The organism is Xanthomonas populi (genome assembly GCF_002940065.1).
In the GTDB taxonomy this organism is placed as follows: Bacteria; Pseudomonadota; Gammaproteobacteria; order Xanthomonadales; family Xanthomonadaceae; genus Xanthomonas; species Xanthomonas populi.
This window is the reverse complement of record NZ_MDEJ01000015.1, coordinates 1-26,438: the sequence shown is the minus strand read 5'-3', so window position 1 is coordinate 26,438 and position 26,438 is coordinate 1. Positions and strand designations below refer to the sequence as shown.

The 26,438-nt window shown below is 63.0% G+C and carries 19 protein-coding genes, 1 tRNA gene and 4 pseudogenes; 16 read left to right on the top strand and 8 right to left on the bottom strand.

The features are described from left to right. The first annotated feature begins 60 nt into the window (after positions 1-60). From XpopCFBP1817_RS04030 to nth, 3 genes are read left to right on the top strand one after another with little or no spacing between them, the layout of a single operon-like run. Positions 61-843, top strand: a complete 783-nt coding sequence (locus XpopCFBP1817_RS04030; RefSeq protein WP_128416096.1) for an enoyl-CoA hydratase-related protein — start codon at positions 61-63, stop codon at positions 841-843. A 10-nt stretch (positions 844-853) separates the two neighbouring features. Then, on the top strand, positions 854-1,234 hold the full coding sequence (locus XpopCFBP1817_RS04025) for a hypothetical protein (RefSeq protein ID WP_128416095.1): 381 nt from the start codon (positions 854-856) through the stop codon (positions 1,232-1,234). After that, entirely contained in the window at positions 1,231-1,917 is a 687-nt protein-coding gene (nth, locus tag XpopCFBP1817_RS04020; protein ID WP_128416094.1) for an endonuclease III, read from the top strand. Before XpopCFBP1817_RS04025 ends, nth begins: the two co-directional genes overlap by 4 nt. A gap of 309 nt (positions 1,918-2,226) precedes the next feature. Here nth and XpopCFBP1817_RS04015 read toward each other — a convergent pair whose 3' ends face one another. The 3 genes from XpopCFBP1817_RS04015 to XpopCFBP1817_RS04005 all read right to left on the bottom strand — a co-directional run bounded on the left by XpopCFBP1817_RS04015 (position 2,227) and on the right by XpopCFBP1817_RS04005 (position 4,924). Beyond that, positions 2,227-3,795, bottom strand: a complete 1,569-nt coding sequence (locus tag XpopCFBP1817_RS04015; protein WP_128416093.1) for a SulP family inorganic anion transporter — start codon at positions 3,793-3,795, stop codon at positions 2,227-2,229. An 11-nt stretch (positions 3,796-3,806) separates the two neighbouring features. Next, on the bottom strand, positions 3,807-4,490 hold the full coding sequence (locus tag XpopCFBP1817_RS04010) for a carbonic anhydrase (RefSeq protein ID WP_128416092.1): 684 nt from the start codon (positions 4,488-4,490) through the stop codon (positions 3,807-3,809). Between the two features lie 113 nt (positions 4,491-4,603). Then, a complete protein-coding gene (locus tag XpopCFBP1817_RS04005; RefSeq protein WP_128416116.1) occupies positions 4,604-4,924 on the bottom strand; it encodes a hypothetical protein in 321 nt (106 codons plus the stop codon). Positions 4,925-5,261: 337 nt separating this feature from the next. On the opposite strand from XpopCFBP1817_RS04005, the gene XpopCFBP1817_RS04000 reads away from it, so the two are divergent. The 9 genes and pseudogenes from XpopCFBP1817_RS04000 to rnt all read left to right on the top strand — a co-directional run bounded on the left by XpopCFBP1817_RS04000 (position 5,262) and on the right by rnt (position 13,962). Further along, the gene (locus tag XpopCFBP1817_RS04000) at positions 5,262-6,512 is read left to right on the top strand and encodes an OprO/OprP family phosphate-selective porin (protein ID WP_128416091.1); all 1,251 of its coding nucleotides are present in this window, start codon (positions 5,262-5,264) and stop codon (positions 6,510-6,512) included. 194 nt (positions 6,513-6,706) lie between these two features. Then, positions 6,707-7,726: a phosphate ABC transporter substrate-binding protein PstS gene (gene pstS, locus XpopCFBP1817_RS03995; protein WP_167393821.1), complete on the top strand. Its 1,020-nt coding sequence runs from the start codon at positions 6,707-6,709 to the stop codon at positions 7,724-7,726. Positions 7,727-7,915: 189 nt separating this feature from the next. After that, positions 7,916-9,007 carry a phosphate ABC transporter substrate-binding protein PstS gene (gene pstS, locus XpopCFBP1817_RS03990; protein ID WP_128416090.1) on the top strand — a complete coding sequence of 364 codons (1,092 nt, stop codon included), beginning with the start codon at positions 7,916-7,918 and terminating at the stop codon, positions 9,005-9,007. 112 nt (positions 9,008-9,119) lie between these two features. Next, complete coding sequence (gene pstC, locus XpopCFBP1817_RS03985; protein WP_128416089.1) at positions 9,120-10,094, top strand: phosphate ABC transporter permease subunit PstC; 975 nt, start codon at positions 9,120-9,122, stop codon at positions 10,092-10,094. Further along, positions 10,094-10,957 carry a phosphate ABC transporter permease PstA gene (gene pstA / locus XpopCFBP1817_RS03980; RefSeq protein ID WP_128416088.1) on the top strand — a complete coding sequence of 288 codons (864 nt, stop codon included), beginning with the start codon at positions 10,094-10,096 and terminating at the stop codon, positions 10,955-10,957. Before pstC ends, pstA begins: the two co-directional genes overlap by 1 nt. 22 nt (positions 10,958-10,979) lie before the next feature. Continuing rightward, positions 10,980-11,810, top strand: coding sequence for a phosphate ABC transporter ATP-binding protein PstB (gene pstB, locus XpopCFBP1817_RS03975; RefSeq protein WP_128416087.1), 831 nt, complete (start codon positions 10,980-10,982; stop codon positions 11,808-11,810). 128 nt (positions 11,811-11,938) lie between these two features. Further along, positions 11,939-12,643 carry a phosphate signaling complex protein PhoU gene (gene phoU, locus XpopCFBP1817_RS03970; protein ID WP_128416086.1) on the top strand — a complete coding sequence of 235 codons (705 nt, stop codon included), beginning with the start codon at positions 11,939-11,941 and terminating at the stop codon, positions 12,641-12,643. Between the two features lie 130 nt (positions 12,644-12,773). Then, positions 12,774-13,181, top strand: a pseudogene (locus tag XpopCFBP1817_RS03965) (RcnB family protein). A 139-nt stretch (positions 13,182-13,320) separates the two neighbouring features. Further along, complete coding sequence (gene rnt / locus XpopCFBP1817_RS03960) at positions 13,321-13,962, top strand: ribonuclease T (protein ID WP_128416085.1); 642 nt, start codon at positions 13,321-13,323, stop codon at positions 13,960-13,962. Between the two features lie 191 nt (positions 13,963-14,153). On the opposite strand, the pseudogene XpopCFBP1817_RS03955 reads toward rnt, so the two are convergent. From XpopCFBP1817_RS03955 to rnr, 3 genes and pseudogenes are all read right to left on the bottom strand, one after another. Further along, positions 14,154-16,434 (bottom strand): annotated as a pseudogene (locus tag XpopCFBP1817_RS03955) (diguanylate cyclase domain-containing protein). A gap of 446 nt (positions 16,435-16,880) precedes the next feature. Continuing rightward, the gene (gene rlmB, locus XpopCFBP1817_RS03950; RefSeq protein WP_128416084.1) at positions 16,881-17,630 is read right to left on the bottom strand and encodes a 23S rRNA (guanosine(2251)-2'-O)-methyltransferase RlmB; all 750 of its coding nucleotides are present in this window, start codon (positions 17,628-17,630) and stop codon (positions 16,881-16,883) included. A 217-nt stretch (positions 17,631-17,847) separates the two neighbouring features. Continuing rightward, complete coding sequence (gene rnr, locus XpopCFBP1817_RS03945) at positions 17,848-20,388, bottom strand: ribonuclease R (RefSeq protein ID WP_128416083.1); 2,541 nt, start codon at positions 20,386-20,388, stop codon at positions 17,848-17,850. Between the two features lie 121 nt (positions 20,389-20,509). Between rnr and XpopCFBP1817_RS03940 the strand changes: the two genes are divergently transcribed. Then, positions 20,510-20,596 (top strand) — tRNA-Leu (locus tag XpopCFBP1817_RS03940). A 226-nt stretch (positions 20,597-20,822) separates the two neighbouring features. Here XpopCFBP1817_RS03940 and XpopCFBP1817_RS03935 read toward each other — a convergent pair. Further along, a complete protein-coding gene (locus XpopCFBP1817_RS03935; protein WP_128416082.1) occupies positions 20,823-22,256 on the bottom strand; it encodes a platelet-activating factor acetylhydrolase IB subunit in 1,434 nt (477 codons plus the stop codon). Between the two features lie 376 nt (positions 22,257-22,632). Continuing rightward, a complete protein-coding gene (locus tag XpopCFBP1817_RS03930) occupies positions 22,633-23,811 on the bottom strand; it encodes an acyl-CoA dehydrogenase family protein (protein ID WP_167393819.1) in 1,179 nt (392 codons plus the stop codon). A gap of 92 nt (positions 23,812-23,903) precedes the next feature. Between XpopCFBP1817_RS03930 and XpopCFBP1817_RS03925 the strand changes: the two genes are divergently transcribed. From XpopCFBP1817_RS03925 to XpopCFBP1817_RS03915, 3 genes and pseudogenes are all read left to right on the top strand, one after another. Then, positions 23,904-24,899 (top strand): ArsR/SmtB family transcription factor, encoded by a 996-nt coding sequence (locus XpopCFBP1817_RS03925; RefSeq protein ID WP_167393818.1) that lies wholly within the window; start codon positions 23,904-23,906, stop codon positions 24,897-24,899. Then, positions 24,874-25,918: pseudogene (locus XpopCFBP1817_RS03920) on the top strand (homocysteine S-methyltransferase family protein); the annotation flags it as partial. The gene XpopCFBP1817_RS03925 and the pseudogene XpopCFBP1817_RS03920, both read left to right, overlap by 26 nt. Further along, positions 25,918-26,381 (top strand): annotated as a pseudogene (locus XpopCFBP1817_RS03915) (dihydropteroate synthase); the annotation flags it as partial. The pseudogenes XpopCFBP1817_RS03920 and XpopCFBP1817_RS03915, both read left to right, overlap by 1 nt. Positions 26,382-26,438: the final 57 nt, after the last annotated feature.

The following is a 26,438-nucleotide window of genomic DNA, read 5'->3' as shown; positions in this document are numbered from 1 at the left end:
GACCAGCAAGGCTTTCGGAAGTTCCTTATTTACTAATTTTTTACGTTCGCAAGGATTCCCATGTCCAATCACGTCATTCTGATCGCCGACCACGCCAGTGTACGGACGATCACGGTCAATCGACCGGACAAACTGAACGCCTTGAACCAGGAAACGGTGCGGGCGCTGGATCAGGCCTTTGAGGATGCAGCCAGCGCGGATGACGTGCGCGTGGTGGTCCTCACCGGTGCCGGTCCCAAATCCTTCGTAGCCGGCGCTGATATCGCCGAGATGCGTGCGTTATCGGCCATGCAGGGGCGCGAATTCTCGCTGCTCGGCCAGCGACTGATGCGCCGGATCGAGCGCATGCCCAAGCCGGTGATCGCAATGGTCAATGGTTTTGCGCTGGGCGGCGGCCTGGAGCTGGCCATGGCCTGCCATCTGCGCATCGGCGCGGCCACCGCTCGCCTGGGGCAGCCGGAAATCAATCTCGGCCTGATCCCCGGTTTCGGCGGCACCCAACGGCTGTTGCGCCTCACCGGTCGTGCTGCTGCGCTGGAACTGTGCCTGCTCGGCCTGCTGATCGATGCAGCGCGCGCATTGCAGCTGGGTCTGCTCAACCGCGTGGTCGAGCCAGAGGCGCTGCAGGATGAAACCCTGGCATTGGCACAGCGCCTGGCCGCTGCTGCACCGCTCGCACTGCGCGGCATTCTGGATGCGGTGGTGTTCGGTGGCGAATGCGCGATCGAAGAAGGCTTGCAGCTGGAAACTGCGCAATTTGCGCTGTTGTTCGCCAGCGACGACATGCGCGAAGGCACACGTGCCTTCCTTGAAAAACGCCCCGCACATTTTCTCAATCGCTGATCGATTCGCCATGACGTCCGACCCCATACCGGTGCCGCGTCCACTACCGCTGCAACTGTTCGGCTGCGTGCAAGCCGACGATCTCGACAGCGCGCTGGCGCTCGGCTTGATGGAATACCTGCCCGATCCACGCGACGACGCGCTGGATCCAGCCTGCCCGCAACTCAGCGCGGTATTGCTCGCGGCACAGCAGCGCCTACGCGATGCCTGGGCCGCACGCGAGCGCTACCGCGCACGCGCAGCGCGCCTGCAGCGACGCGCCGCCGAACGCGAGGCACGCCGCACACCCGCACCAGCGACCAGCCAACCTGCAGTTGCCACATTGCCGCCGTTGGTCGCCGCCATCCTGGCGCGTGCCAAGGCCAAGGCCGCAGGTGAAGCACAACCATGAACGCGACTCGCCCCACCCCGCCGACACGTCGCGGCAGCGTCATGCACAAGCGCGAAGTGCAGGACATGTTCGAGCGTTTGCGCGAACTCAATCCGCACCCGACCACCGAGCTGGAATACACCACCCCGTTCGAGTTATTGATTGCTGTCTTGCTCTCGGCGCAAGCCACCGATATCGGCGTCAACAAGGCCACCCGCAAACTGTATCCAGTCGCCAATACCCCGCGCGACATTCTCGATCTCGGCGAAGAAGGCCTGAAGCGCTATATCGCCACCATCGGCCTGTTCAACGCCAAGGCCAAGAACGTCATCGCCACCTGCCGTATTTTGTTGGAGCAATACGCTGGCGAAGTCCCGCACGATCGCGCTGCGCTGGAGGCATTACCCGGCGTCGGCCGCAAGACCGCAAACGTCGTGCTCAACACCGCGTTCGGCGAGCCCACCATGGCGGTGGACACGCATATCTTCCGCGTCGCCAACCGCACCGGGCTTGCGCCAGGCAAGGACGTGCGCGTGGTCGAAGATACACTGGTGAAAGTCATTCCTGCAGAGTTTCTGCACGACGCGCATCACTGGCTCATTCTGCATGGCCGCTACGTGTGCAAGGCCCGCAAACCCGATTGCCCGGGCTGCGTGATTCATGACCTGTGCCGTTATCGCGACAAGACCGTGGCGCAGAATTGATGCACGGAAACCTGAGGCAGCTGACAAAACTTGGTTTCCGGTCGTAACCGCAACAACAGCAACGCGCAGAAACAGCCACTTGCACGCGGCACCGGCCTGCCTAAAGCACACTGGGCTCACTCATCCAACAAAGACGCCCAGTGACAACTTGAGCGCTGTTTTGTTCAGCGCCATCGAGACGCACTGCTGCCTGCTACCCGATCGCCCGAGATAAAAAAATCGCGACCGGATGATGCGTCTTACGGCGCCATGCATCATCCGGTCAGGACAGACGCCACCCGGCGCGAACGCCGCATGTTTACAGCAGTTTTACGCCGCCTTGGCGTGTTCGACGTGCTGTTCGACCAGCACGCTTTCCACCGTTGGCTGACCTTCCACACGTCGATCCAGCTCGCTCCAGTTCACCACCAGCTCGCAGCCGCGCGACGCCGCATTTCGGCTCCAGTCGCGCAGCAACTCGATGCAGGCATGGTCGACGTGGTGCAGCTTGGCCACATCCAGATGCAGCGCCGTATTCGGCGGCACGCTTTCCAGCGTACGTGCCATCGCCGGCACCTTCAGGAACGTTGCCGAACCCTGCATGGTCAGATGCATTTCGTCCTTCTTGTGCTCGTGCTCACGCACGTCCACCTTCAGGCGCGAAGAATGCAAAGCCAGACGGAACAACGACAGACCGAAGCCGATCAACACCCCGGTCAGCAGGTCGGTCGCCACGATCGCGAACGTGGTCGCCAGATAGATGGCCGCAGTGCCACGACCATAGGTCGCAAGCTCCTTGACCTGCCCGATCTTGATCATCTTCACACCCGTGTAGATCAGGATACCGGCCAGACACGCCACCGGCGTCATCCGCAGCAGCCACGGCAACAGCACCGCGAAAACCAACAGCCAACCACTATGCAATACCGTGGAAGTACGGGTGGCCGCACCGGCCTGCACGTTGGCCGCGCTGCGCACGATCACGCCGGTCATCGGCAATGCGCCGAGGAAACCGCACAACATATTGCCTACGCCCTGCGCAGCCAGTTCACGGTCGTAGTTCGTGCGTGCGCCCTGGTGCATGCGATCCACCGCCGCCGCCGACAGCAAGGTCTCGGCGCTGGCGATGAAGGCAAACGTCACTGCAGACACCAGCAAGGTCGCGTTGAACACGCCAAACATGTCCGAGATGCTGGGGATGCTGATCGCAGAGAACAGGTTGGTGGGCACATCCACCTTGGCGAGGTTCAAGCCCTGCAACTGCACCGCAGCCGTCACCGCTACCACCGCAATCAACTCACCCGGCAGCAATCGCAGACGCTGCGGACACAGCTTGTCCCACGCCAAGATAATGCCGATGGTGGCCAGGCCCACGAACAACGCGGTGCGGCCGGTGCCTTCGGTGATCGCCTGCCACAACACGGCGGGCAATGCAGCGAAGTTTTCCAGACCGCGCGCCTTGGGTGAGGCGTCCATCAACACATGCACTTGCGAGGCCACGATCAGGATGCCGATACCGGACAACATGCCGGCCACCACAGCCGGCGATGTCATGCGGAACCACACGCCTGCGCGGCACAGGCCGGCAACCAACTGAATCGCACCGGCCAACAGGATCACCGGCCCGAGCGCGGCAATGCCGTGCTCCCGGACCAGTTCGAACACCAACACAGCCAGGCCGGCGGCAGGCCCACTCACCTGCAACGGAGAGCCCGCCAGAAAGCCAACGACCAAACCACCGATGATGCCGGTGATCAGGCCTGCGGCGGGCGGCATGCCGGATGCGATTGCAATCCCCATGCATAGCGGGAGCGCGACGAGTAAAACAACGACAGACGCCAACAAATCACGCCCGAACAGTCCTTGACGGAAATATCCGCCGATATCTGATGTGTTCATCATGTGCTCCGTCAGGCCAGTTCAGCGCGCACGACTTGTTGCTGCAGTCGCGGACGTGGGGTGGCTTCGGGGGTGTTTTCCGCCAACAACGGACGGAAGCCACCCTTCTCGGCATCGAAGGCGCGGATCTCGCCATGGGCGATGTCATAGATCCAGCCGTGGATGCGCAAGGTGCCAGCGGCCAGACGTGCCGCAACCACCGGCTGCGTCCGCAAATGGTCCAGCTGCGAGACCACGTTCTCTTCGGTCATGCAGTCCAACGCGTCCTGACTGTGCGGGTCGTGTCCGTAATGCGCGGTGACATGACGCGCGGAGTCGGTGTGCTTGAGCCACGCCACCACGGACGGCACGTCTTCCAGCGATTCCGGCTTGAGCACCGCTTTCATGGCGCCGCAATCGGTATGGCCGCAGATCACGATGTGACGCACACCCAGCACGGCGATGGCGTACTCGATCGCTGCGACAACGCCACTCACGTGTTGCGAGTAAGGCGGCACGACATTGCCGATGTTGCGATAGACGAACAATTCGCCAGGCTGGGCGGAGAAGATCAGCTCCGGCATGACGCGCGAATCGGCGCACGTAATGAACAACGTGTGCGGACTCTGGCCACCGGCCAGTTCCTGAAAGCGCGCACTCTGGCGCGGATACACTTCCTTGCGGAAATGACGAAAACCTTCTAGCAAACTTTCCATGGGAGTACCTCATAGGCAACGGATGGCGATCCACGGCGCAAACCGCGAATTGCAAAGACGAACAAATCAAAAGAAGTCCGGTGGGCACACCGGTTGACGCGACAGACGAAGGATCAGGCGCGCAGTGCGTTAGGAGGACGCAGTTGCGTGATCAGGTCGCGTTTTTGAGATGCCGGCGCGTAGTGCGCGTACCAAGAGGGGAAATAGCGTGCGACCACTGACCATGCTTGGGAGAGCAAGGGGATGTCGTCTGCACAATGGGGATCGACCTGGGTCTGTGCGTCCCCGTCGTCCTGCAGATCTTCGGCTGCGTTACGTTCTTCGCCAGTATCCGCCATCACCGCCAAGCCGTCGCCCACAAGCGCATCGTGGATGCGATCGTGCGCATTGGCTACCGACCACGCGGTGAGCGCAAGTAGGCAGACCAACAGCAAACGGATTAATTTTAGATACATGGTCTCTAACATAACAATTTAGAAAGCGCTGCGCAAGTGGTGCTACGCATAAGCGCTTGATTGGCCGGCATTTCAGGGCATCGATTCAGGTCGTCATAAGCTTGAGCCAGCCAGAGGCATGTGCAGCGGCGTCATCGCAACTGTCACAAAATGGTTTTCGTTCAGACTTATGACACACAATGACAAAAATAAAATACCCGTAAATGTTTGTCTTAATTGACAAAAATATGATTGCGATGCGGTTCGAAGTTGTCACTTTAACGTAACTTTCACGCCATAGCCTGCGCTCACTTTCTCGTCAGGTCGCAACGCACCCATGAAACGTTCTCCTACCCTGCTCGGCTCCGCCCTGCTGCTGGCACTGGCTGCGCCCGCTGCGCACGCCGAGATCGCCATCGATGTGATCGGCGGCTCGGAAATCTCGCTGGAAGGCCTGGTCCAGGCAGACGGCAACTGGTTCCACAACGATGTGCAGGACCTCAATGGCCCGATCGGCGCCAATGGCGACAATTCCGAATTCAGCATCCGCCGCGCCGAGCTGGTGCTCAAGGGCAAGGGGCCGGGCAATGTCGAATGGGTGGCCGGTTATGACCCGAGCGTGCTGAAGGAAGTCACCATCCGCAGCACCACCATCCGCAGCACCGGGCGCTTCCTCGACAACAACGTCAAGTACAAGTTCGCCGGCAACGCCAACAACTATCTGCAGATCGGTCAGTTCAAGCAGCCCAACAGTCTGGAAGAACTGTCTAGCACCAAGACCAATGACTTCGTCTCCAAGGCCGCAGTGACCAACACCTACGGCATCTCGCGCCGGCTGGGCGTGGCCTACGGCATGGGCGACAACAACTGGAGCGTGACCGCCAGTGCGTTCGGTCGCGAACTGACCCGTAATCAGGCCCATGGCAGCGGCTACGGTGCGCGCAGCACCTGGGCACCGATCAACGAAAGCGGCAACGTGCTGCACGTCGGCCTCAGCTACCTGGGGTACGACACCGACGACGACACCCTGCGCCTGCGCGCGCGTCCGGATGCCGACCTGACCACCATCCGCCTGATCGACAGCGGCGCCATCACCAACGTGGACAGCGTGGGTGTGGCCAGTGCCGAGGCGATGTGGATCACCGGCCCGTTCAAGCTGCAGAGCGAATTCTTCCAGGAAAACGCCAAGCGCATCGGCAACAACGCCAACGATTACAAGAGCGGTGGCTGGTACGTCAGCGGCGTCTGGAACATCACCGGCGAGACATGGGGCTACAAGGCCGGCGTGCCGACCACCCCGCTGCCGAACGCACCCGCCTCCGGCCTGTGGCAGCTGGCAATGCGTTACGACACCCTGGATCTCAACGACGGCCGTCTGGTCTCCAACGGCAGCACCCCGTTCGTGGACGGCGTGCTGGGCGGCAAGATGGATGTGTGGACGATCGGTGCCAACTGGTACTGGCGCTCAAACTTTAAGTTCGCCCTCGACTACGCCAAGGTGGAAAGCACCCGTTACAGCAGCGCCACGCGTGGTCTGGTCGACGACAACCCCTCGATCGTTGAGGCGCGTGCGCAGTTCTATTGGTAAGTGAGCAACGGTTCGGCAGTAGGGCGCGCGCTTCTTGGCGCTACGGCGGCAACCATCTTAGCCACACCCGGCAAGGCGCTCCGGCGCAACACCGTCATGTCAATGTCATCTCTCCGACACCACGCGGTCATGCCCCTGCCCTGCAATGGCACGCAGGCTGGACGTCCTTATCCCTTCGCTACAGGAGTTGTTCCGTGATCCATTTTTTGAAGACCCGTCTGGCCGTGGGCGTGCTTGCCGCCTCGCTGGCGCTGTGTGCCCAGGCCGCCGATGTCACCGGCGCCGGTGCGTCGTTCATCTATCCGGTGATGTCCAAGTGGTCGGCCGATTACAACGCGGCCACCAAGAAGCAGGTCAACTATCAATCGATCGGTTCGGGCGGCGGCATTGCCCAGATCAAGGCGGCCAGTGTGGACTTCGGCTCGTCCGATGCCCCGCTCAAGCCGGAAGAACTGGCCGCGGCCGGTCTGGCGCAGTTCCCCTCGGTGATCGGCGGCGTGGTGCCGGTGGTCAACGTGGCGGGCATCGCACCCGGCGCGCTCAAGCTGGATGGCAAGACCCTGGGCGACATCTTCATTGGCAAGGTCAGCACCTGGAACGATCCGGCCATCGCCGCGCTCAATCCGGGCGTGAAGCTGCCCGAGGGCAAGATCACCGTGGTGCATCGCTCGGATGGTTCGGGCACTAGCTTCAACTTCACCAACTATCTGTCCAAGGTCAACCCGGATTGGAAGCGCAAGGTCGGCGAAGGCACCGCGGTGCAGTGGCCGACCGGCATCGGCGGCAAGGGCAACGAGGGCGTGGCCGCTTATGTGAAGCAGATCAAGGGCGGCATCGGCTACGTCGAGTTGTCGTATGCGCTGCAGAACAAGATGGCCTACACCGCGATGAAGAACGCCGCCGGCAAGTTCGTGCAGCCGTCGGATGAAACCTTCGCCGCCGCTGCCAACAGCGCCGACTGGGCCAACAGTAAGGACTTCTACCTGGTGATGACCAACGCCGCCGGCGACAACGCCTGGCCGATCACCGCCACCAATTTCATCCTGGTGCAGAGGAAGCCCAAGAGCCCGGAAGGCCTCAAGAACACACTGGAGTTCTTCCGCTGGGTCTACAGCAAGGGCGATGCGCAGGCCAAACAGCTGGACTACGTGCCGTTGCCTGACAGCTTGGTGACCAAGATTGAAGGCTACTGGGCCAAAAATCTGCCCAAGTAAGAGAAAGCGATAGGCGCAGGAACGACGCCGTCGCTCTCCCCGGCGTCGGCACCGGGACGCGGCCCTTATCAGGGTCGCGTCTTTTTTGTGATGCCTTTTCCAAAAGGCACTGTCATGCACGCGTAACAAAAACATCATTTCATAGCGTGGTCCGCCGGATACCCCGGCCAATCCATCCTCGGAGCTTCCATGAAACTGCAGTCGGCCAGCCTGACCGCTCTGTCTCTCACCATCGCCCTCGCCCTGGCGGCATGCTCGCCCGGCAAGGATGCGCAGTCCGGCGACGCCGCCAAGGGCGCTCCCAGCGCAGGCGCCACCGCCGGCGACAGCAAGAGCGCCGAGATCTCCGGTGCCGGTGCGTCCTTCATCTACCCGCTGGTCTCCAAGTGGTCGGCCGGTTACAACGCCGCCACCGGCAACAAGGTGAACTATCAGTCGATCGGTTCCGGCGGTGGTATTGCGCAGATCAAGGCCGGCACGGTGGACTTCGGTTCGACCGACAAGCCGCTTGACAGCGCCGAACTGCAGCAGGCCGGGCTGGGCCAGTTCCCATCGGCAATCGGAGGCGTGGTGCCGGTGGTGAATCTGCAAGGCATCGCACCGGGAAAGCTGCGGTTGACCGGCGCGTTGCTGGGCGACATCTTCCTCGGCAAGGTCACGATGTGGAACGACGCGGCGATCGTCGCGGCCAACCCGGGCGTGACCCTGCCGGCGACCAAGATCAACCTGGTGCACCGCTCCGATGGTTCGGGCACCACCTTCAACTTCTCCAACTACCTGTCCAAGGTCAGCCCGGAGTGGAAGAGCAAGGTCGGCGAAGGCACCTCCGTGCAATGGCCGGGCGGCGTCGGCGGCAAGGGCAATGAAGGTGTGGCCTCGTACGTGCAGCAGATCAAGGATTCGATCGGGTATGTCGAACTGGCCTACGCACTGCAGAACAAGATGCCTTACGCCTCGCTGCAGAATGCGGCCGGCCAGTGGGTGAAGCCGAATGCGGAAAGCTTCGCCGCCGCAGCCGCCAGCGCCGACTGGGCCAACGCCAAGGATTTCAACCTGGTGATCACCAACGCACCGGGCGAGAAGGCCTGGCCGATCACCGCCACCAACTTCATGCTGATGCACAAGCAGCCCAAGGATGCGGCGCGCAGCAAGGCGACACTGGACTTCTTCAAGTGGGCGCTGGAAAACGGTCAGACTCAGGCCAGCGAACTGCATTATGTGCCGCTGCCGCCGGAGCTGGTAAAGCAGATCCAGGCCTACTGGGCCAGCAAGTTCAAGTAATTCCCTGCACCCGCTGTTGTGGCGGGTTGCGCTGCGGTGAAGTGCCTGCGGGCGCCTTGCCGTTCCTGCTGTCTCACGCTCCCGCCATTGCGTGGGTGACGAGTCAAATCGAATGAATGCCACCGCCATTCCCAAAGCGATGACCGCACCACGCGGCAGCGACCTGCGCGATGCGCGTGCCGATCGCCTGTTCAAGCTTGCATTGGCCGCCACGGTCGTTTTCGTCCTGTTGGCGCTCGGCAGCGCCGCGCTGTCGATGCTGTGGGGCGGACGTCATGCCTTGCAGGCGCAGGGGCTGAGCTTCTTCTACTCCGCCGACTGGAATCCGGTCGAAAACAAATATGGCGCGCTGGCGCCGATCTACGGCACCTTGGTCACCGCGTTGATCGCGATGGTGATTGCGGTGCCGGTGAGTTTTGGTATCGCGTTCTTTCTCACCGAAGTGGCGCCACGCTGGTTGCGCGGCCCGGTCGGCACCGCGATCGAATTGCTGGCCGGCATCCCTTCGATCATCTACGGCATGTGGGGCCTGTTCGTGCTGGTGCCGGTGATGACAGAACACGTGACGCCCTGGCTCAACGATCACCTCGGCACGCTGCCGCTGATCGGCCCGCTGTTTCAGGGTCCGCCGCTGGGGATCGGCTTGCTGACCGCAGGCTTTGTGCTGGCGATCATGGTGATTCCGTTCATCTCTTCAGTGATGCGCGAAGTATTTCTGACCGTGCCCACGCGCTTGAAGGAATCGGCCTACGCGCTGGGGTCGACCAAGTGGGAAGTCAGCTGGGACATCGTGCTGCCGTACACCCGCTCTGCGGTGATCGGCGGCGTGTTTCTGGGCCTGGGCCGTGCGCTCGGCGAAACCATGGCGGTGGCCTTCGTGGTCGGCAACACGGTACGGCTGTCGCCGTCGCTGCTGGAGCCTGGCACCACCATCGCTGCATTGATCGCCAATGACTTCGGCGAGGCCACCGAGACCTATCGCTCGGCATTGTTGCTGCTCGGCTTCGTGCTGTTCATCGTGACTTTTATTGTTCTGGCGATTGCGCGCTTCATGCTGATGCAGCTGTCGCGTCGAGAGGGCAACTGATGTCCTCGGTCTCGCAATCCCTCTACAACCGCCGCCGCGTGATCAACGCGGTGGCGCTGCTGCTGTCGTGCGTCACCGCCCTGTTCGGGCTGTTCTTCCTGGCCTGGATCCTGTGGACCTTGATGTCCAAGGGCGTACCGGGCATCAGCGTCAATCTGTTTACCAAGATGACACCGCCGCCGATGCAGGAAGGCGGCTTGCTCAACGCCTTCTTCGGCAGTGCAGTGATGTGCGGCCTGGCGCTGGCGATCGGTACCCCCCTCGGCATTGCCGCCGGCACCTGGCTGGCCGAGTACGGCAATGCGCGCAAGACCGGCCTGGTGGTGCGCTTTGTCAACGACATCCTGTTGTCGGCGCCGTCAATCGTGTTGGGCCTGTTCGTCTACACGCTGTACGTGATGCAGACCGGCGGGCGCTTCTCGGCATTTGCCGGTGCGCTGTCGCTGGCCTTCATCGTGCTGCCGGTGGTAGTGCGGACCACCGACGAAATGTTGCGTCTGGTGCCGGCGCAGATGCGCGAAGCGGCGTTGTCGCTCGGCATTCCGCAGTGGAAAGTCACCGTGCAGGTGCTCTATCGCAGCGCGTCGGCCGGCATCCTGACCGGTATTCTGCTTGCGCTGGCACGCATCAGTGGCGAGACCGCGCCACTGCTGTTCACCGCCTTCGGCAATCAATACTGGAACAGCAACATCTTGCAGCCGATGGCCAGCGTGCCGGTAATCATGAATCAATTCGCCGGTAGCCCTTACGAGTCCTGGCAGACCCTGGCCTGGTCTGGTGCGCTGGTGCTGACCGTGTTCGTGTTGTTGATCAGCCTGGGCGCACGCGCGCTGCTGTTGCGCAACAAGATTTCCAATGACTGATCTCTCCTTCCGGACACCCGACATGAACGATCTCCGAAACGCCAAGCAGATGCATCGCATCGCTGTCCCGGCCGCCAAGGGGTCGCCGACCGCGCAGGCACCGATAAAGGTGGCCGCGCGCAATCTGGATTTTTATTACGACAAGTACCATGCGCTCAAGAGCATCAACATCGAGATTCCGGAAAAGCGCGTCACCGCGCTGATCGGGCCGTCCGGCTGCGGCAAGTCGACCTTGCTGCGCATCTTCAACCGCATCTACGCGCTGTATCCGAAGATGCAAGCGCGTGGCGAAGTGGTGCTGGACGGTGAGAACATCCTCTCGCAGAAATACCCGATGAACCGGCTGCGCAGCAAGGTCGGCATGGTGTTTCAGAAGCCGGTGCCGTTTCCGATGACGATCTTCGAAAACGTCGCCTACGGCATTCGTCACCACGAAAAACTGTCCAAGGCCGACATGCACAACCGTGTCGAACACGCCTTACGTCAAGGCGCGCTCTGGGACGAGGTCAAGGACAAACTGGGGCAAAGCGCGCTGGGTCTGTCTGGTGGTCAGCAGCAGCGCCTGTGTATCGCACGTGCGGTGGCGCTGCGGCCGGATGTGTTGTTGCTGGACGAACCGACCTCGGCGCTGGACCCGATTTCCACCAGCCGCATCGAACAGTTGGTGGAAGAACTCAAGCGCGAATACACCATCGTGATCGTGACCCACAACATGCAGCAGGCCGCACGCGTGTCCGACTACACCGCCTTCATGTATCTGGGCGACCTGATCGAACACGACCGCACCGAAACGATCTTTTCCCAGCCGTCCAAGCAGCAAACCGAGGATTACATCACCGGTCGTTTCGGTTGATGTAGGGCACCCCATCGCAACGCCGCATTGACGCAGCTCCGCCGCACCGACCGGCACGACATCCGCATCACGTGCGATGTCGCCAAGGTCACGGCGGACATCCACCACTGCCACGAATCGAGATCACGATGAACCAGCACCTCAACGACCATATCGTCAAAAGCTACGACGAGGAGCAGCACCGTCTTGTCGCCGAGATCGTGCGCATGGGCGACACGGCGGTGGCGCAGCTGGAAGCCGCACTGGATGTGGTGGAGCGTCGCGACGACAACGCAGCGCATCGGATCGTGGTCAACGACAAGGCGATCGACGCGCTGGAGCATGCGATCAGCCACGACGTGATGCGCCTGGCGTTGCGTGGTCCGATGGCGCGCGATCTGCGCGAAATCCTGGCCGGCCTGCGCATTCCGGCCGATATCGAACGCATCGGCGATTACGCGGCCAACGTCGCCAAGCGCTCGATCGCGCTCAATTGCGCACCGCCGCTGCCGCAGACCGTGGGCCTGCGTGCGCTGGGTCAGATGGCCGCGCATGCCGTGCGCGAAGCGGTGCAGGCCTATCGCAACAAGGATGCCGATGCGGCGATTCGCGTACGCGATGAAGATGCACGCCTGGATGCGCAGTACACAGCGCTGTTCCGCGAATTGCTGACCTACATGATGGAAGACCCGCGCAACATCACTCCCTGCACGCATCTGCTGTTCATGGCCAAGAATCTGGAACGCATCGGCGACCACGCCACCAACATCGCCGAGAACGTGTGGTTCCTGGTGCATGGCGAGCAGCCGCTGCCGCCGCGATTGAAGCGCGACGACACCACCTGCGTCATCTGATCCAGGACGCGTGCCGTCGCGACTTATCGACATGCTGAGAACAGGCCTCAACGGCTTCTCATTACGTATTGAGCTCAACAGGCCTGGAGTGAAATCAAACAGGGCGTTCCTGTGACGCAGTAGTCCGCAGATGAAACGCATCATTGGATCTTTCATGGCTTTGGCGCTGCTGATGTCCGGTGCAGCGTTCGCTGCGCCTCAGCAGCATAACGACCGCGACCGCGATAATGAGCGCGACCGCAATGCGCAGCGTCACGATGATCGCGGCAACGAGCGCCGTGACGACAACAGGCACGATGACAAACGCGACGATCGCCGCAGCACGCGTAACGACGATCACCGCAACGATCGTCGTGGCCCGCCTTAGCTGCGCGGCGAGCGGCTGGCGCCGGACCATCGCAGCAACCGCGTTGCCGACTACCGCACGCATCATCTGAACAAGCCGCCGCGCGGGCACGAATGGCGCCAGGTGGACAACAATTACGTGTTGATTGCAGTGGTCACCTGTTTGATCGCGAGTGTGGTCGGCGGTCACTGACGCGGGCTATCGAACGCGTCGTCGAACAGGCCCGATCCGTGGCAACACAGGGCAGCTTTTTTTTGCAGGATCGCTTTGCCCGAATGGCCTGCGTGACAGGCATAGGCAACGATCGAGCCCGGCTGCGACCTGCTAGGCTATGCAGATGAACGAACTGCTCGACCTACAGCCTGGCTCCTCCTTTTTGCCCATGTCGCGGCGGTTCCGCGGCTATCTGCCCGTGGTGGTGGATGTGGAAACCGGTGGGTTCGATTGGAACAAGCACGCGCTGCTGGAAATCGCCTGCGTACCGATCGAAATGGATGCAGACGGTCGCTTTTCCCCCGGCCAAACCGCCAGCGCGCATCTGGTGCCGGCACCCGGCCTGGAGATCGACCCGAAATCGCTGGAAATCACCGGCATCGTGCTCGACCACCCATTCCGCTTCGCAAAGCAGGAGAAAGACGCGCTGGATCATGTGTTCGCGCCGGTGCGTGCGGCGGTGAAAAAGTATGGCTGCCAGCGCGCGATCCTGGTCGGCCACAACGCGCATTTCGATCTGAACTTCCTCAACGCGGCGGTTGCGCGTGTGGGCCACAAACGCAATCCATTTCATCCGTTCAGCGTGTTCGACACCGTGACCCTGGCCGGTGTGGCGTACGGGCAGACCGTGCTGGCGCGCGCGGCACAAGCCGCGGGCCTGGATTGGAATGCGGCCGATGCGCATAGCGCGGTGTACGACACCGAGCAGACCGCGCGGCTGTTCTGCAAGATCGCCAATGCTTGGCCGGGGCCTGTTTGAGCGGGGATTGGGCATTGGGGATTGGGGATTCGCAAAAACAGTTGGGTTTCTCTGCTTAAAAAATCTGCATTTGGCGGTACTACTGCGTGCGGCCGTACCATCATCCGCCCCTGCGGGGCACCTTCTCCCGCAGGAGACGGGAAGCGCTAGGCGCCTCGCTTTTGCGATTCCGCTATTCCCGATTCCCAACCCTACCCTACGCAGATCCGGTCGCGCCCTGCACGCTTGGCTTCGTACAACGCGTGGTCGGCACGCTGCATCAGCGATGCGCCGGTGTCGTCATCGCGCAGCTCGGCCACGCCGGCACTGAAGGCCGCTTGCAGGCCGTCCACGCCGCCCCAGTCGTGGCGCGCATGGAACCGCGCGCGGATGCGCAGGCACAGCGCCTGCGCTTGGCCCAGCGTGGTGTCGGCGAGCAGCAGGGCGAACTCTTCGCCGCGCAGGCGGGCCGGCAGATCCGAGGCGCGTGCGGCAGCAGTGAGAAACCCACCTAGTTCGTGCAGCACGGTATCGCCACTGGCGTGCGAGTAGTGATCGTTGATGCGTTTGAAGTGATCGATATCCAGAATCGCCAACACCAGCGGGCGACCACTGCGGCGTGCATAGCTGATCTCACGTGCCAACGCTTCGTCGAAGTGGCGACGATTGGGCAGCCCGGTCAAGGTGTCTTCATGCGCCTGAAGCTCGAACACGTCGGATTCGATCCGCAGCTGGGTCAGCAGTTCGCTCTTTTCCTGATTGGCCTGCAGCAGGCGCTGCGCCTGCAATTGCAGATCTTCAGTGCGTTTGCGCACCAGGTCGGCCAAGCGTGCATTGTGGGTCTTGGAGCGATGTAACAGCAGCCGATACAACAAGGCGAGCGCAAGCATCGCGCCCAGCACCGCAGCAAAACGCACGTCATGGCGTTGCCACCAAAGCGGCAGGACCTCGAATGCCCACATCGCAGTGCCCACATCGCTTGGTGCGGGCTCCCCGTGCCGCCAGGATGCCGGGCGGCCACCTGCAGGCGATAGCGACCCGGCGGCAAGCCGATGAATTCCACGTTGCGCTGGCGGCCACGTTCGGTCCAGTCGCTGTCCAGGCCTTCCAGACGGGTGCGGTCCTCAATCCGTTCCGGCAAAAGAAAACTCATGCCGACTTAGGACACATTCAAGCGATGTCCGCCGGCCAACTTTGCCTGCTGGCGCCAGGCCAACGGGCGACCATCCTGCTGCACGCTCTCGATCAATGCAGGCGGCGCGCGGCGCTTGCGAAAGCGCTGCAACCGCGTCGGGGCAACCATGCTGACGCCGCCTGCAGTGACCACCCAAACCGAGCCGTCGGCGCGCGCGATCATGCGCGGGCCGGAACTGCCATGGGCCTGCGCGTTGGCCATGCCATCGATTTCGCCATAACGTTCGATGGCCAGCCGGCCGCGTCCATCGGCGACGGCGTTGAGCGTGCTGAGTTCGGTGCGCAAGACGCCGCGATTGCTGCTGATCCACGTGCCATCGCGCAGCACTGCGGCGCCATCGACCGACCCGATCCACAGCGCGCCACCAATGCGCGCCAGCGCAGTCACCACACCATCGGGCAAGCCGTCGATGTTCAACGCCGCTCGCCTGCCATCCGCCAACTTCACCACGCCATGCCGCGCTGCGTGGCCAACCACACCGTCGCGTGGTCGTCGATCACGATGGCGCGGATCTGCCCGCTGGGAATGCCCTCGGCTTGGCCGTAGTGCCGCAGCACGTGTCCAGCGCGCAAGACGAACACGCCATCGGCATAGGGCCCCACCCACAGGTCGCCGTGGCGATCCTGCAACATTGCCGTGAAGTGTTCCTGCCCCGGCACGCGATGCCTCAGCTGGGCGCGCTTGCCCTACAGGCGATACAACCGCTCGCCCGCGACGACCCAGACGGCGCCGTCTGGCGCGCGGTACGGCCATGCCAGGCCGGGCGGCAGGCCGAACGCTGCCGGGGCACGATACATGCGTCCTTCCGGCTCGCGGTAGATCAACCCGTCGAGCGTACCGATCAGCAGCCGCCCTGGTCGTCGAACACCATGCGCGGGAAGCTGCGCTGCAACGGCAAGCCATCGCGCGGCGGGAAATACGCGAAGTGCCCATCCGGGCACAGGCAGCCAAGACTGCGCCCTTCGAACAACAACCACATCCGGCCTTACGCATCATGGTCATTGCGTGGATCAGCGCTTGCGGCCACTGCCCTCGGCGCTCCCAGCGCCGCCAGTGCCCATCGGCGCTGTGACGCACCAGATTGCCGCGTGCATCGCTCAGCCACAGTGCGCCATTGCGATCGACATACAACGCACCGACGCCGTTATCCGGCAAGCCGGGGCGCGTGCTGCGATCGATGACGCTGAATTCCAGCCCGTTATAGCGCACCAGGCCTTCCCAGGTGGCGAACCACAGATAGACGTCGCGGGTCTGGCGAAATCGCGCAGCAAGTTGTGCGGCAATCCATTACGCGAAATTCAGCTATCGATCGCATAGTCGCGCAATTGCGCCGTCCCCGCGGGTGCGGCAATTGCAACGCGCGAGCACAACGCCAGCAGCAAGCAGGCACAGCCACGCAACCAGCGCTGCGACTGCCTATCTCTTCGTGCTGACGTCCTAAGGGCGCACGTGCTCTGACCTGTATGACAGGCACCCGCCCCACGATTCATGAGATACCACACGCCGTTTGCTGGCACCATCGTAGGCAATAAAACACGCGCGCGTCGGTGATCGATACGCGTGTTGTCGAAAGTGCTGATGCACAAGCGCTGCGTTTGCGATCGGCAACACATCGCTATCGACATCTGCGCAAGCGTGCGCGCACTGCACGATTGTTATGGGCCATGCGACGCGCGCGTGTTGAACGATGCGCCTTCGGTCTAGCGCTCAATCCGCACGCATACGTCCTCACGCGCCAATGCGATTACGCGCCCAGGCGCTGGCGCACGGCTTCGAACAAGGTCACACCAGCCGCCACCGACACGTTGAGGCTTTCGATATCGCCCGGCATCGGAATCTTGACCAGGCCATCGCAATGCTCGCGCGTGAGCCGACGCAGGCCATCGGCCTCGCCACCGAGCACCAGCCCGACATTGCCGCGCAGGTCCACGCTATACAACGAGGCTTCGGCTTCGCCGGCCAGGCCATACAGCCACACGCCCTGCTTCTGCAGATCGCGCAGGCAACGCGCCAGATTGGTCACTGCCACCACCGGAATCCGATCGGCCGCACCGGCCGAGGTCTTGCGCACGGTCGCATTGACGGTGGCCGACTTGTCCTTGGGAATCACCACCGCAGTGACGCTGGCGGCGGCGGCGCTACGCAGGCAGGCGCCGAGATTGTGCGGGTCCTGCACGCCATCCAGGATCAGCAGCAGCGCACGTCCTTCGGCGGCGGTCACCAACGCTTCGAGCTCGCTTTCGGCCCACAGCCGCGCGGCAGCGTAGCGCGCGACCACGCCCTGGTGGCGGAGCTGCCCACCGACGCCGTCAAGCGCCTGCGTGTTGACGCGACGTACCTCGATGCCCTTGCTGCGCGCCTGCTCTTCGATCTCGGTCAGGCGCGGATTCTTGCTACCGGCTTCGATCAACACTTCGCGCACGTTATCGGCGTCGTTCTCGACCGACGAGGCAACGGCGTTGACGCCGACGATCCACTGATTCTGCTTGCTCATTGCGCGGGCATACGAAGAGATAAAGAGGAATGGTAGGGCCTGCGGCCTGCCACGTCACGGCCGTGGTTTGGACGGCGGTGACGGTGGAGAGCCTTCGCAGCAGCGGCCTGCTGCCGTCTTCGTACGCACCGCGAGCAGCCGCCAAACGGATGCTCGCGATGGTGTCGACACGCTAAGAGCGGCTGTCAAAACCCCTGCGCAGTTTTGTTAGCCACTTTTAGTACTGCTTCTTCTTGCGCTTGGCCGGCTGAGCGCGCGGCGGCGGCGGTTCGGGCGAATCGCCGCGATCTTCGGCCAGGCGGAAGTCGATCTTGCGCTCTTCCATGCTCGCCTTGAGCACCAGCACCCGCACCGGGTCGCCCAGGCGGAATGCGCGGCCACGACGCTCGCCACTGAGCGTCTTGCGGATCGGATCGAACTGGTAATAGTCCTGCGGCAACTGGGTGACATGCACCAGGCCGTTGACCTTGGATTCGTTCAATTCCACGAACAGGCCGAACCCGGTCACACCGCTGATCACGCCATCGAACTGGCTGCCGACATGCTTTTCCATCCACGCGGCGCGATAACGCTCGTCGACTTCGCGTTCGGCCTCGTCGGCACGCCGCCCACGCTCGGAACACTGCAGCGACAACGCCCCCATCTGACGCGGGGCGTAGATATATTTTTCCGGGCTGGCGCCGGTCAACGCATGCTTGATCGCGCGGTGCACCAGCAGATCCGGGTAACGCCGGATCGGCGAGGTGAAGTGCGCATACGCATCCAATGCCAGACCGAAATGACCGTTGTTGTCGGGCGAGTACACCGCCAGGCTCTGGCTGCGCAGCAGCACCGATTCCAGCAGGGCAGCATCCGGGCGCGCACGCACCTTCTTCAGCAACTTGGTGTAGTCGCCGGGGCGCACCTTGCTCCACGCCGGCAGGCTCAGCTGGAATTCCTTGAGAAACTCCAGCAGGTCTTCGAACTTGCTCTCCGGCGGCCGCTCGTGCACGCGATACGGCGCCGGCACATGCATGCTAAGCAGATAACGCGCGGCTTCCACGTTGGCAGCAATCATGCATTCTTCGATCAGCTTGTGCGCATCGTTACGCACCAGCATGCCGGCCTGTGTGACCTCACCGGCGTTGTCGAGCACGAAGCGTACTTCGGAGGTTTCGAATTCGATCGCGCCACGATGTGTGCGCGCCTTGGACAACACGTTGTAGAGCTGATGCAGACGCTGCACCTGCGGCAACAACGGGCCGATAAAGGCCTTGGTGTCGGCATCGTCTTCGCCGACTGCCTTCCAGACCTGGTTGTAGGTCAGGCGTGCGTGCGAGTTCATCACCGCTTCGTAGAAACGCGAGCCGGTGACTTCACCATCGCGCCCCACCTGCATGTCGCAGACGAAGCACATGCGGTCGACCTTGGGCATCAACGAGCAGATGCCGTTGGACAGCGTCTCCGGCAGCATCGGCACCACAAAACCCGGGAAATACACCGAGGTGGCACGCTTCTGTGCTTCGTTGTCCAGCGGCGTGCCGGGACGCACGTAGTTGGACACGTCGGCAATCGCCACCACCAGACGGAACCCGTCGGCGTTGGATTCGCAATACACCGCGTCGTCGAAATCCTTGGCGTCTTCGCCGTCGATGGTGACCAGCGGCATCTGCCGCAGGTCCACACGCCCGCCGATCATCTGCGGCTCGACCACCAGCGGCACAGCAGCCGCTTCGTCCAGCACTTCCTGCGGGAATTCATGCGGCAGTTCGTGGCCGTGGATGGCCATTTCCACCACCAGCGACGGGGTCAGCTTGTCGCCAAGCACCGCGATGATCTTGCCGATCGCGGGGCGACGTGCATCTGGTGGCGCGATCAGTTCGCACACCACCAACTGCCCCTCGCGTGCTTCGCCGATGCCGTCCGGTGCGATCTGCACATTGCGTTGCACGCGCTTGTCGTCCGGGTCGACGTAGGCCACGCCGTGCTCGTAGAAAAAGCGCCCGAGCATGCGCGAAATACGGCGTTCGAGCACCCGTGCAATCGCACCTTCGCGACGACCGCGGCGGTCAATGCCGGTGACGTTGGCCAGCGCACGATCGCCGTGCATGACCTTGCGCATTTCGTACGGCGGCAGGAACAGATCGTCGCCCCCTTCGTCCGGCTTGAGGAAGCCAAAGCCTTCCGGATTGGCGATCACCACGCCGGCGATCAGGCTGGTTTGCTGCACAGGTGCGTAGCCGCCAAGGCGGTTCTGCACCAGCTGCGCTTCGCGCACCATCGCGGACAGGCGCTTGCCCAACGCATCGATGCGGTCGCTCAGATGCAGTTGTTCGGCGATTTCTTCGGCGGTTTGCGGGCCGTCGCAGGATTCGAGCAGCTGCAGGATGGCTTCGCGGCTGGCGATCGGCTCGGCGTAACGCAGTGCTTCGCGATCGGCGTGCGGGTCCTTGAATTCAGCGGCAGCGGCAGTGGCGACCTGGACTGGCACCAGGTGTTCCGGCGGCGGCGCAGGCGGGCCGCTCTTGCGCGGATGCGGTGCGCGCGGAGCCGGCGGTTGAGGCAGCGGCGGCGCTACTTGCAGCTCCGGCGAGACCTGCGCCGCTTTATCGGCAGCGCGCTTGTTGGCGGACTTGGTCGAGGCGCCAGCGGCGGCGCGAACCAGAAAGTCCGGCATCCACCCCGGCAACTTCTGTTTTTCGGCGGTGGTGGGCTCGTCAATGCTGGCGGAATTGCGGCGACTCGGCCGATCGGAATCTGGGGTGTTTTTCTTGGTCATTGCCACCATATTACCCCGTGCAGCCGTGATGTGGGCTGAAAGCCGGCCCGTCCAGGCGCAGATCGCCGACGCCCCTCATTGACAAGCTTGTCAGGAGCCTGCAAAATTAGCGGCTCACCTTGCCCAGGTGGCGGAATTGGTAGACGCACTAGCTTCAGGTGCTAGCGGGGGCAACTTCGTGGAGGTTCGAGTCCTCTTCTGGGCACCAGTTTTAAAAAGACCCCCGAGCGATCGGGGGTCTTCTGGTTTCTGGTGTCTGAAAATGCTTGCGTGCTGCTGAGTCGCCGGGTTGTCGGTCGGCTGGATGAGTGGCTGTGTGTGGGTACCGGAGCGTCAAGCGATCACCCCCCGCTGCGCTGTATCAGCGGGCGCGCCATGCAAAGCGATATGGCCTGACGACAGCAGCCTCATTCGAAGCTGCTGCAGGCGCAAGGCTATGGCGAGGCCGTGATCCCCGCCTCGCGCAGCGCATTTGCCCAGATCGCATAGCCCGCTTCACTGGGATGCGTGCCGTCAGGCATTAGCGTCTCGGGCAACGTGCCGTCGGGCTGCAGCAGTTGCTTGCCGATATCGACCAGACGCACTGACGGATCCTTGGCATAGCGCGCGGCCAGCAAGCGGTTGGTCTCGGCGATCGGTGCACGCTGTGCGTCGCCCGCATGGCGGCCGCGCGGCATGATCGCCATCAGGATCAGCTTGCTGTTGGGCAAGCGGCGACGCACTTCGTTCACCACCGCCTCCACGCCCTGCGCGGCCTCGGCCGGCGTGCTCGCGCGGGACTGCGCGGTGCCGGTGAGGTTGTTGGTGCCGAGATGCAGCACCACCCATTGCGGATCCAGACCGTCGAGCTCGCCCTGACGGATCCGCCAGAGCACGTTCTGGGTGCGGTCCCAGCCGAAGCCTAGATTCAGCACCGGCCGCGTGCCGTACAACCACTGCCACGATTGCGCGCCACTGACGCGCGTGGCCTGCGGTGGGCCAGCCCAGAAATGCGTGATCGAGTCGCCGATCATCACCACGTCCGGCTTGCGCGTGCGCGCTGCGGCGAGCGCCGCATGATGACGCGCATACCAATCGTACGAGTCTTGCTCTAGCCAATCGACCGGAATCAGCGACGTCGCAAAATCGCGGCCGAGCTCGGCGACCGGCTTGACCGGCGGCTCGCCGAGCAGCCGTGCAAGGGTCGGTTCGATCGCTTCGGCCAACATGCGCTGGCCTTGCGTGTCCGGATGCAAGGCGCCGGCAGGCGGGCGGAACCGTGTGTCGTAGAATAACTCTGTGCGCAGCTTGCCATCGCACAGAAAGATCGACCCTACATCCAGATAGCTCACACGCGGATTGTCGCCATAACGTACCGCCAGGCCCTGGTTGATCTGCGCATCGCGGCGCGACTTCTCGCTGGAGATGTCGCTGGGCAGCACGCTCACCAACAAGATGTGCGTGCGCGGCAGCTTCTGCTCGATCGCCGCCACCACTGCGTCGATGCCCAACTGGGTCTGCTCGGCGGTCTGACCGAGATGGCCGGTGTTGTTGGTGCCGATCAGCACCAATGCGACCTTGGGCTGCAGGCCCTCGACCTCGCCGTTGGCCAGCCGCCACAACACGTTTTCGGTACCGTCGCCGCTGAAGCCCAGATTGAGCGCGCCGCGGCTGCCGTAGAAGGTCTGCCAGGTCGGCTGAAACGCTTCGTCCGGCGCCTTGGATTTTTCGTAGTTCTGGGTAATCGAATCGCCGATCATCAGCAGCGGCGTGTCCGGATGCCGCCTGACCTCGTCCAGCACCTGCGCATGCCGCTGCGCCCACCACGCCTCCTGCAAGCGGTCGGTGGGCACGATCGAGGGCGGCGGCGTTTGTGCGAGCACCGGCATTGCGGCAGTCGATACGCACGCACATGCGAGAACAGCTGCAATAACGGCTGGCCGCGTACGGCGGCGAAGCAACTGCGAGAGCAAGGACATGGGCACGCCCTCTGATCTGGAGACCGTCGATTGTGGCCTGCCCGCGTGCACGCTCACAAGCGGGTTGCGAGATGCCGCGCAGATGCGCGCACCGCGATGCAACAGATGCGCTCACCACCCTCGCATACGAATGAAAGAACACAGACGCGCTTGAACGCAATCCAGGCTTGGCGCAAACGATCGGCAAACGCCGGAGTACGACATCCCTTGACGGATATCAATGCGCTCACACACCACGCAGGCGCTCCAGCACCACCACGCTGAGGTGTGCTGAAGCACGCCAGGATCAGCGCAAACCCGTCTCGGCGCGCGCAATCACCAGGCGCTGGATTTCCGAGGTGCCTTCGTAGATCTCGGTGATCTTGGCATCGCGGAAGTAACGCTCCAGCGGCATTTCCTTCGAGTAGCCCATGCCGCCATGGATCTGCACCGCTTGATGGGTGATCCACATCGCCGCTTCCGAGGCGGTGAGTTTGGCCACGGCCGCTTCGGTGCCGAACTTGCGCCCCTGCCCCTTCAACCAGGCCGCGCGAAGCGTGAGCAGCAGCGCCGCATCCAGCTTGCACTTCATGTCGGCGATCTTGGCCTGGGTCATCTGGAAAGTGCCGATGGCCACGCCGAAGGCCTTGCGCTCCTTCACATAGGCCAGCGTGGCCTCGTAGGCCGCACGCGCGATGCCGACCGCCTGCGAGGCGATGCCGATGCGGCCGGCGTCGAGCACGCTCATCGCGGTCTTGAAGCCCTCGCCTTCCACGCCCAGCACGTCATCGGGCTGCGCGATGTAAGCGGCAAACTCGATCTCGCAGGTGGCCGAGGCACGGATGCCCAACTTGGGTTCGGTCTTGCCGCGATGGAAGCCGGCGCGGTCGGCGTCCACCATGAAGGAGGTGATGCCACGCGAGCCCTTGTCCGGCTCGGTCACTGCAAACAGCACGATGTACTTGGCGACCGGGCCGGAGGTGATCCAACTCTTCTTGCCGTTGATCACGAAACTGCCATCAGCTTGTTTCACCGCGCGGCAGCGCATCGCCGAGGCGTCCGAGCCCGACTGTGGCTCGGTCAGCGCGAACGCACCGATGTGCGCACCTTCGGCAATCGCACGTACGTACAGCTGCTTCTGCGCTTCGCTGCCGTTCTTCAAGATGCCGGTGCAGAACAGCGAGTTATTGACCGACACGATGGTGGAGTGCGCACCGTCGGCAGCGGCAATTTCGATCATCGCCAGCGCGTAGCTGATCGGGTCCATGCCGGCGCCGCCGTACTCGGCCGGCACTTCGATGCCCATCAGGCCGTTTTCGCCGAGCAGCCGGATGTTCTCCAGCGGGAACTCGCCAGTGCGGTCGAACTGCTCGGCGCTGGGGGCGATCTTTTCCTGGGCGATGCGGCGCGCCACATCCTGGATCATCAATTGTTCTTCGGTAAAGCTGAAATCCACGTCGCATCCCTCCAGGCTAAGGCTGAGCATCCATTGTAGCCAATACCATTCGCATGCGTATGCAGTTGACCGCACACCCTCCCCGGCCGAAGATATCTCCATATCGCGATATAGAGATATTCATGGATCTGGAAGACTGGTCGGCGCGCCTGAAGGTGTTTGCCGACGCTACCCGAGTGCGCCTGCTGACCTTGCTTGAGCAGGAAGAACTCACCGTGGCCGAGCTGTCGGCCATCACCCGTCTGGCCCAGCCGCGCGTGTCCACGCACCTGGCCAAGCTCAAGGAAGCCGGGCTGGTACGCGACCGTCGCGCCGGCGTGTCGGCCTATTACCGCTTCGATGAGGTATCGCTGGACCCGGCGCAGCGCGCCTTGTGGCTGGCACTGAGCACCGGCAGCGACGACCCGCTGCTACGCCAGGACGCCGAGCGCGTGGCCACCGTGCTGGCCAATCGCGCCGCCGATCAGAACTGGGCCGATTCGGTGGCCGGCGATATGGAGCGGCATTACTCGCCCGGTCGCACCTGGGAAGCGCTGGCGCGCACCGCACTGCCCTTGTTGGAAACCGGCGACGTGCTCGACATCGCTTCCGGCGACGGCGTGCTGGCCGAGCTGGTGGCCCCGCACGCCACCCGCTACATCTGCATCGACACCAGTGCGCGCGTGGTCGCGGCCGCCAGCGAGCGCTTGCGCAAGCTGCGCAATGTGGAAGTACGCGAGGGCGACATGCATGCACTGCCGTTTCCCGATGCCAGCTTCGACCTGGTGGTGCTGATGCACGCGCTCACCTACGCGGCAAAACCGGCGCAAGCGGTGGCCGAATCCGCGCGCGTGCTGCGCCCGGGTGGCCGGTTACTGCTGTGCAGCCTGGCCAAGCACGAGCATCGCGCAGCCGTGCATGCCTACGGCCATGTCAACCTCGGTTTTGCGTCCAAGGAATTGCGCAAGTTCGCCGAGAAAGCCGGGCTGGACGTGTCAAGCCTGGAAACGGTGACGCGCGAGAAGCGCCCGCCGCATTTCGAGGTGATTTCGTTGATTGCGATGAAGCCGGGAATCGGAAGTCGCGATGCGGTCGTCGTTGAAAGCAAGAGCAGTGCCTTGCCGAGCACCGGGTCATGACGTCTGCACAACTCAGCAATCCGCAATCTCGTTTTCCCTGCCCTGGCTGCACCCCGAGCGCGCCGAAAAACTCAACGCTGCGTTGCGCGAACGCATCCTCATCATCGACGGCGCGATGGGCACCATGATCCAGCGCCGCGATCTGCAGGAGCCCGACTACCGCGGCACGCGCTTTGCCGGCGGCTACGACAGCGCGCAGGTGCACGTTCACGGGCCGGGCTGCGATCACGCCCACGCTCCGGAAGGCCACGATCTGAAGAGCAATAACGATCTGCTGTTGCTGAGCCGCGCGGAGAGCATCGCCGGCATCCATCGCGCCTATCTGGACGCCGGTGCGACCTGCTGGAAACCAATACCTGCAATGCGACCTCGGTGGGCCAGGCCGACTATCACCTGGAACATCTGGTGTACGAATTGAACAAGGCCGGCGCGCAGGTCGCGCGCGCATGCCGCGACGACCTCGAAGCATTGACCCCGCACAACCGCGCTTTGTGATCGGCGTGCTGGGCCCCACCAGCCGCACCGCTTCGATCAGCCCGGGCGTCAACGATCTCGGGTATCGCAGCACCAGTTTCGATGCGTTGCGCGAGACCTATCGCGAAGCCATCGACGGCTTGATCGACGGCGGCGCCGATACGCTGATGGTGGACACCATCTTCAACACGCTCAACGCCAAGGCCGCGCTGTATGCGATCGAAGAAGTGTTCCAAGCACGCGGCGGCCGGCGGCGGGTGATGATCTCCGGCACCATCACCGACGCCTCAGGTCGCACGTTGTCTGGCCAAACTGCACAGGCGTTCTATGCCTCGGTCGCGCACGGGCGGCCGCTGCCGGTGGGCTTGAACTGCGCGCTCGGTGCAAAGGATCTGCGCCCACACGTAGAAACGCTGGCGCAGATTGCCGATGCTTACGTCAGTGCGCATCCAAACGCCGGCCTGCCGAATGCCGTCGGCGAGTACGACGAAACCCCGGAAGAGATGGCCCAGACCTTGCGCGAATTTGCGCAAGCCGGCCTGCTCAAAGCGAAGCGCTGTTCATCGAACAGGCGCGCAAGGTGCTGCGCTATGGCGCTGCCGCGGTGGTGATGGCCTTCGATGAAGTGGGCAAGGCCGATACCTGCGCACGCAAGGTGGAGATCTGCACGCGCGCCTACAAGGTGCTGACCGAGCAGAGGGGATTCCCACCCGAAGACATCATCTTCGACCCGAATCTCTTTGCCCTGGCACCGGCATCTAGGAGCACGCCAACGACGCGGTGGACTTCATCCAAGCCACCCGCGAGATCAAGCGCACGCTGCCGCATTGCCATATTTCCGGCGGTGTTCCCAACGTGTCGTTCTCGTTGCGCGGCAACGAAATGGTGCGCCAGGCGATCCATTCGGTGTTTCTGTTCCGTTCGATCAAGGCCGGCATGGAGATGGGCATCGTCAACGCCGGCGGCATGCCGATCTACGACGAGCTGGACCCTGAGGTATCCCCACGTTTTTCAGCCCATGACCATCTGGTTGTAGACGTGTTCGGGCAGTGTGCGTAATCGCTC

Bases quoted from the DNA above. Each gene is read 5' to 3' on its own strand.
- rlmB (WP_128416084.1), bottom strand. From the start codon at position 17,630: ATGAGCAAGCAGAATCAGTGGATCGTCGGCGTCAACGCCGTTGCCTCG.
- XpopCFBP1817_RS04010 (WP_128416092.1), bottom strand. From the start codon at position 4,490: ATGGAAAGTTTGCTAGAAGGTTTTCGTCATTTCCGCAAGGAAGTGTAT.
- pstS (WP_128416090.1), top strand. From the start codon at position 7,916: ATGAAACTGCAGTCGGCCAGCCTGACCGCTCTGTCTCTCACCATCGCC.
- pstA (WP_128416088.1), top strand. From the start codon at position 10,094: ATGTCCTCGGTCTCGCAATCCCTCTACAACCGCCGCCGCGTGATCAAC.
- XpopCFBP1817_RS04025 (WP_128416095.1), top strand. From the start codon at position 854: ATGACGTCCGACCCCATACCGGTGCCGCGTCCACTACCGCTGCAACTG.
- XpopCFBP1817_RS03930 (WP_167393819.1), bottom strand. From the start codon at position 23,811: ATGCTCAGCCTTAGCCTGGAGGGATGCGACGTGGATTTCAGCTTTACC.
- XpopCFBP1817_RS04000 (WP_128416091.1), top strand. From the start codon at position 5,262: ATGAAACGTTCTCCTACCCTGCTCGGCTCCGCCCTGCTGCTGGCACTG.
- phoU (WP_128416086.1), top strand. From the start codon at position 11,939: ATGAACCAGCACCTCAACGACCATATCGTCAAAAGCTACGACGAGGAG.
- rnt (WP_128416085.1), top strand. From the start codon at position 13,321: ATGCAGATGAACGAACTGCTCGACCTACAGCCTGGCTCCTCCTTTTTG.
- pstC (WP_128416089.1), top strand. From the start codon at position 9,120: ATGAATGCCACCGCCATTCCCAAAGCGATGACCGCACCACGCGGCAGC.
- XpopCFBP1817_RS03925 (WP_167393818.1), top strand. From the start codon at position 23,904: ATGGATCTGGAAGACTGGTCGGCGCGCCTGAAGGTGTTTGCCGACGCT.
- rnr (WP_128416083.1), bottom strand. From the start codon at position 20,388: ATGACCAAGAAAAACACCCCAGATTCCGATCGGCCGAGTCGCCGCAAT.
- nth (WP_128416094.1), top strand. From the start codon at position 1,231: ATGAACGCGACTCGCCCCACCCCGCCGACACGTCGCGGCAGCGTCATG.
- XpopCFBP1817_RS03935 (WP_128416082.1), bottom strand. From the start codon at position 22,256: ATGCCGGTGCTCGCACAAACGCCGCCGCCCTCGATCGTGCCCACCGAC.
- XpopCFBP1817_RS04030 (WP_128416096.1), top strand. From the start codon at position 61: ATGTCCAATCACGTCATTCTGATCGCCGACCACGCCAGTGTACGGACG.
- XpopCFBP1817_RS04015 (WP_128416093.1), bottom strand. From the start codon at position 3,795: ATGAACACATCAGATATCGGCGGATATTTCCGTCAAGGACTGTTCGGG.
- pstB (WP_128416087.1), top strand. From the start codon at position 10,980: ATGAACGATCTCCGAAACGCCAAGCAGATGCATCGCATCGCTGTCCCG.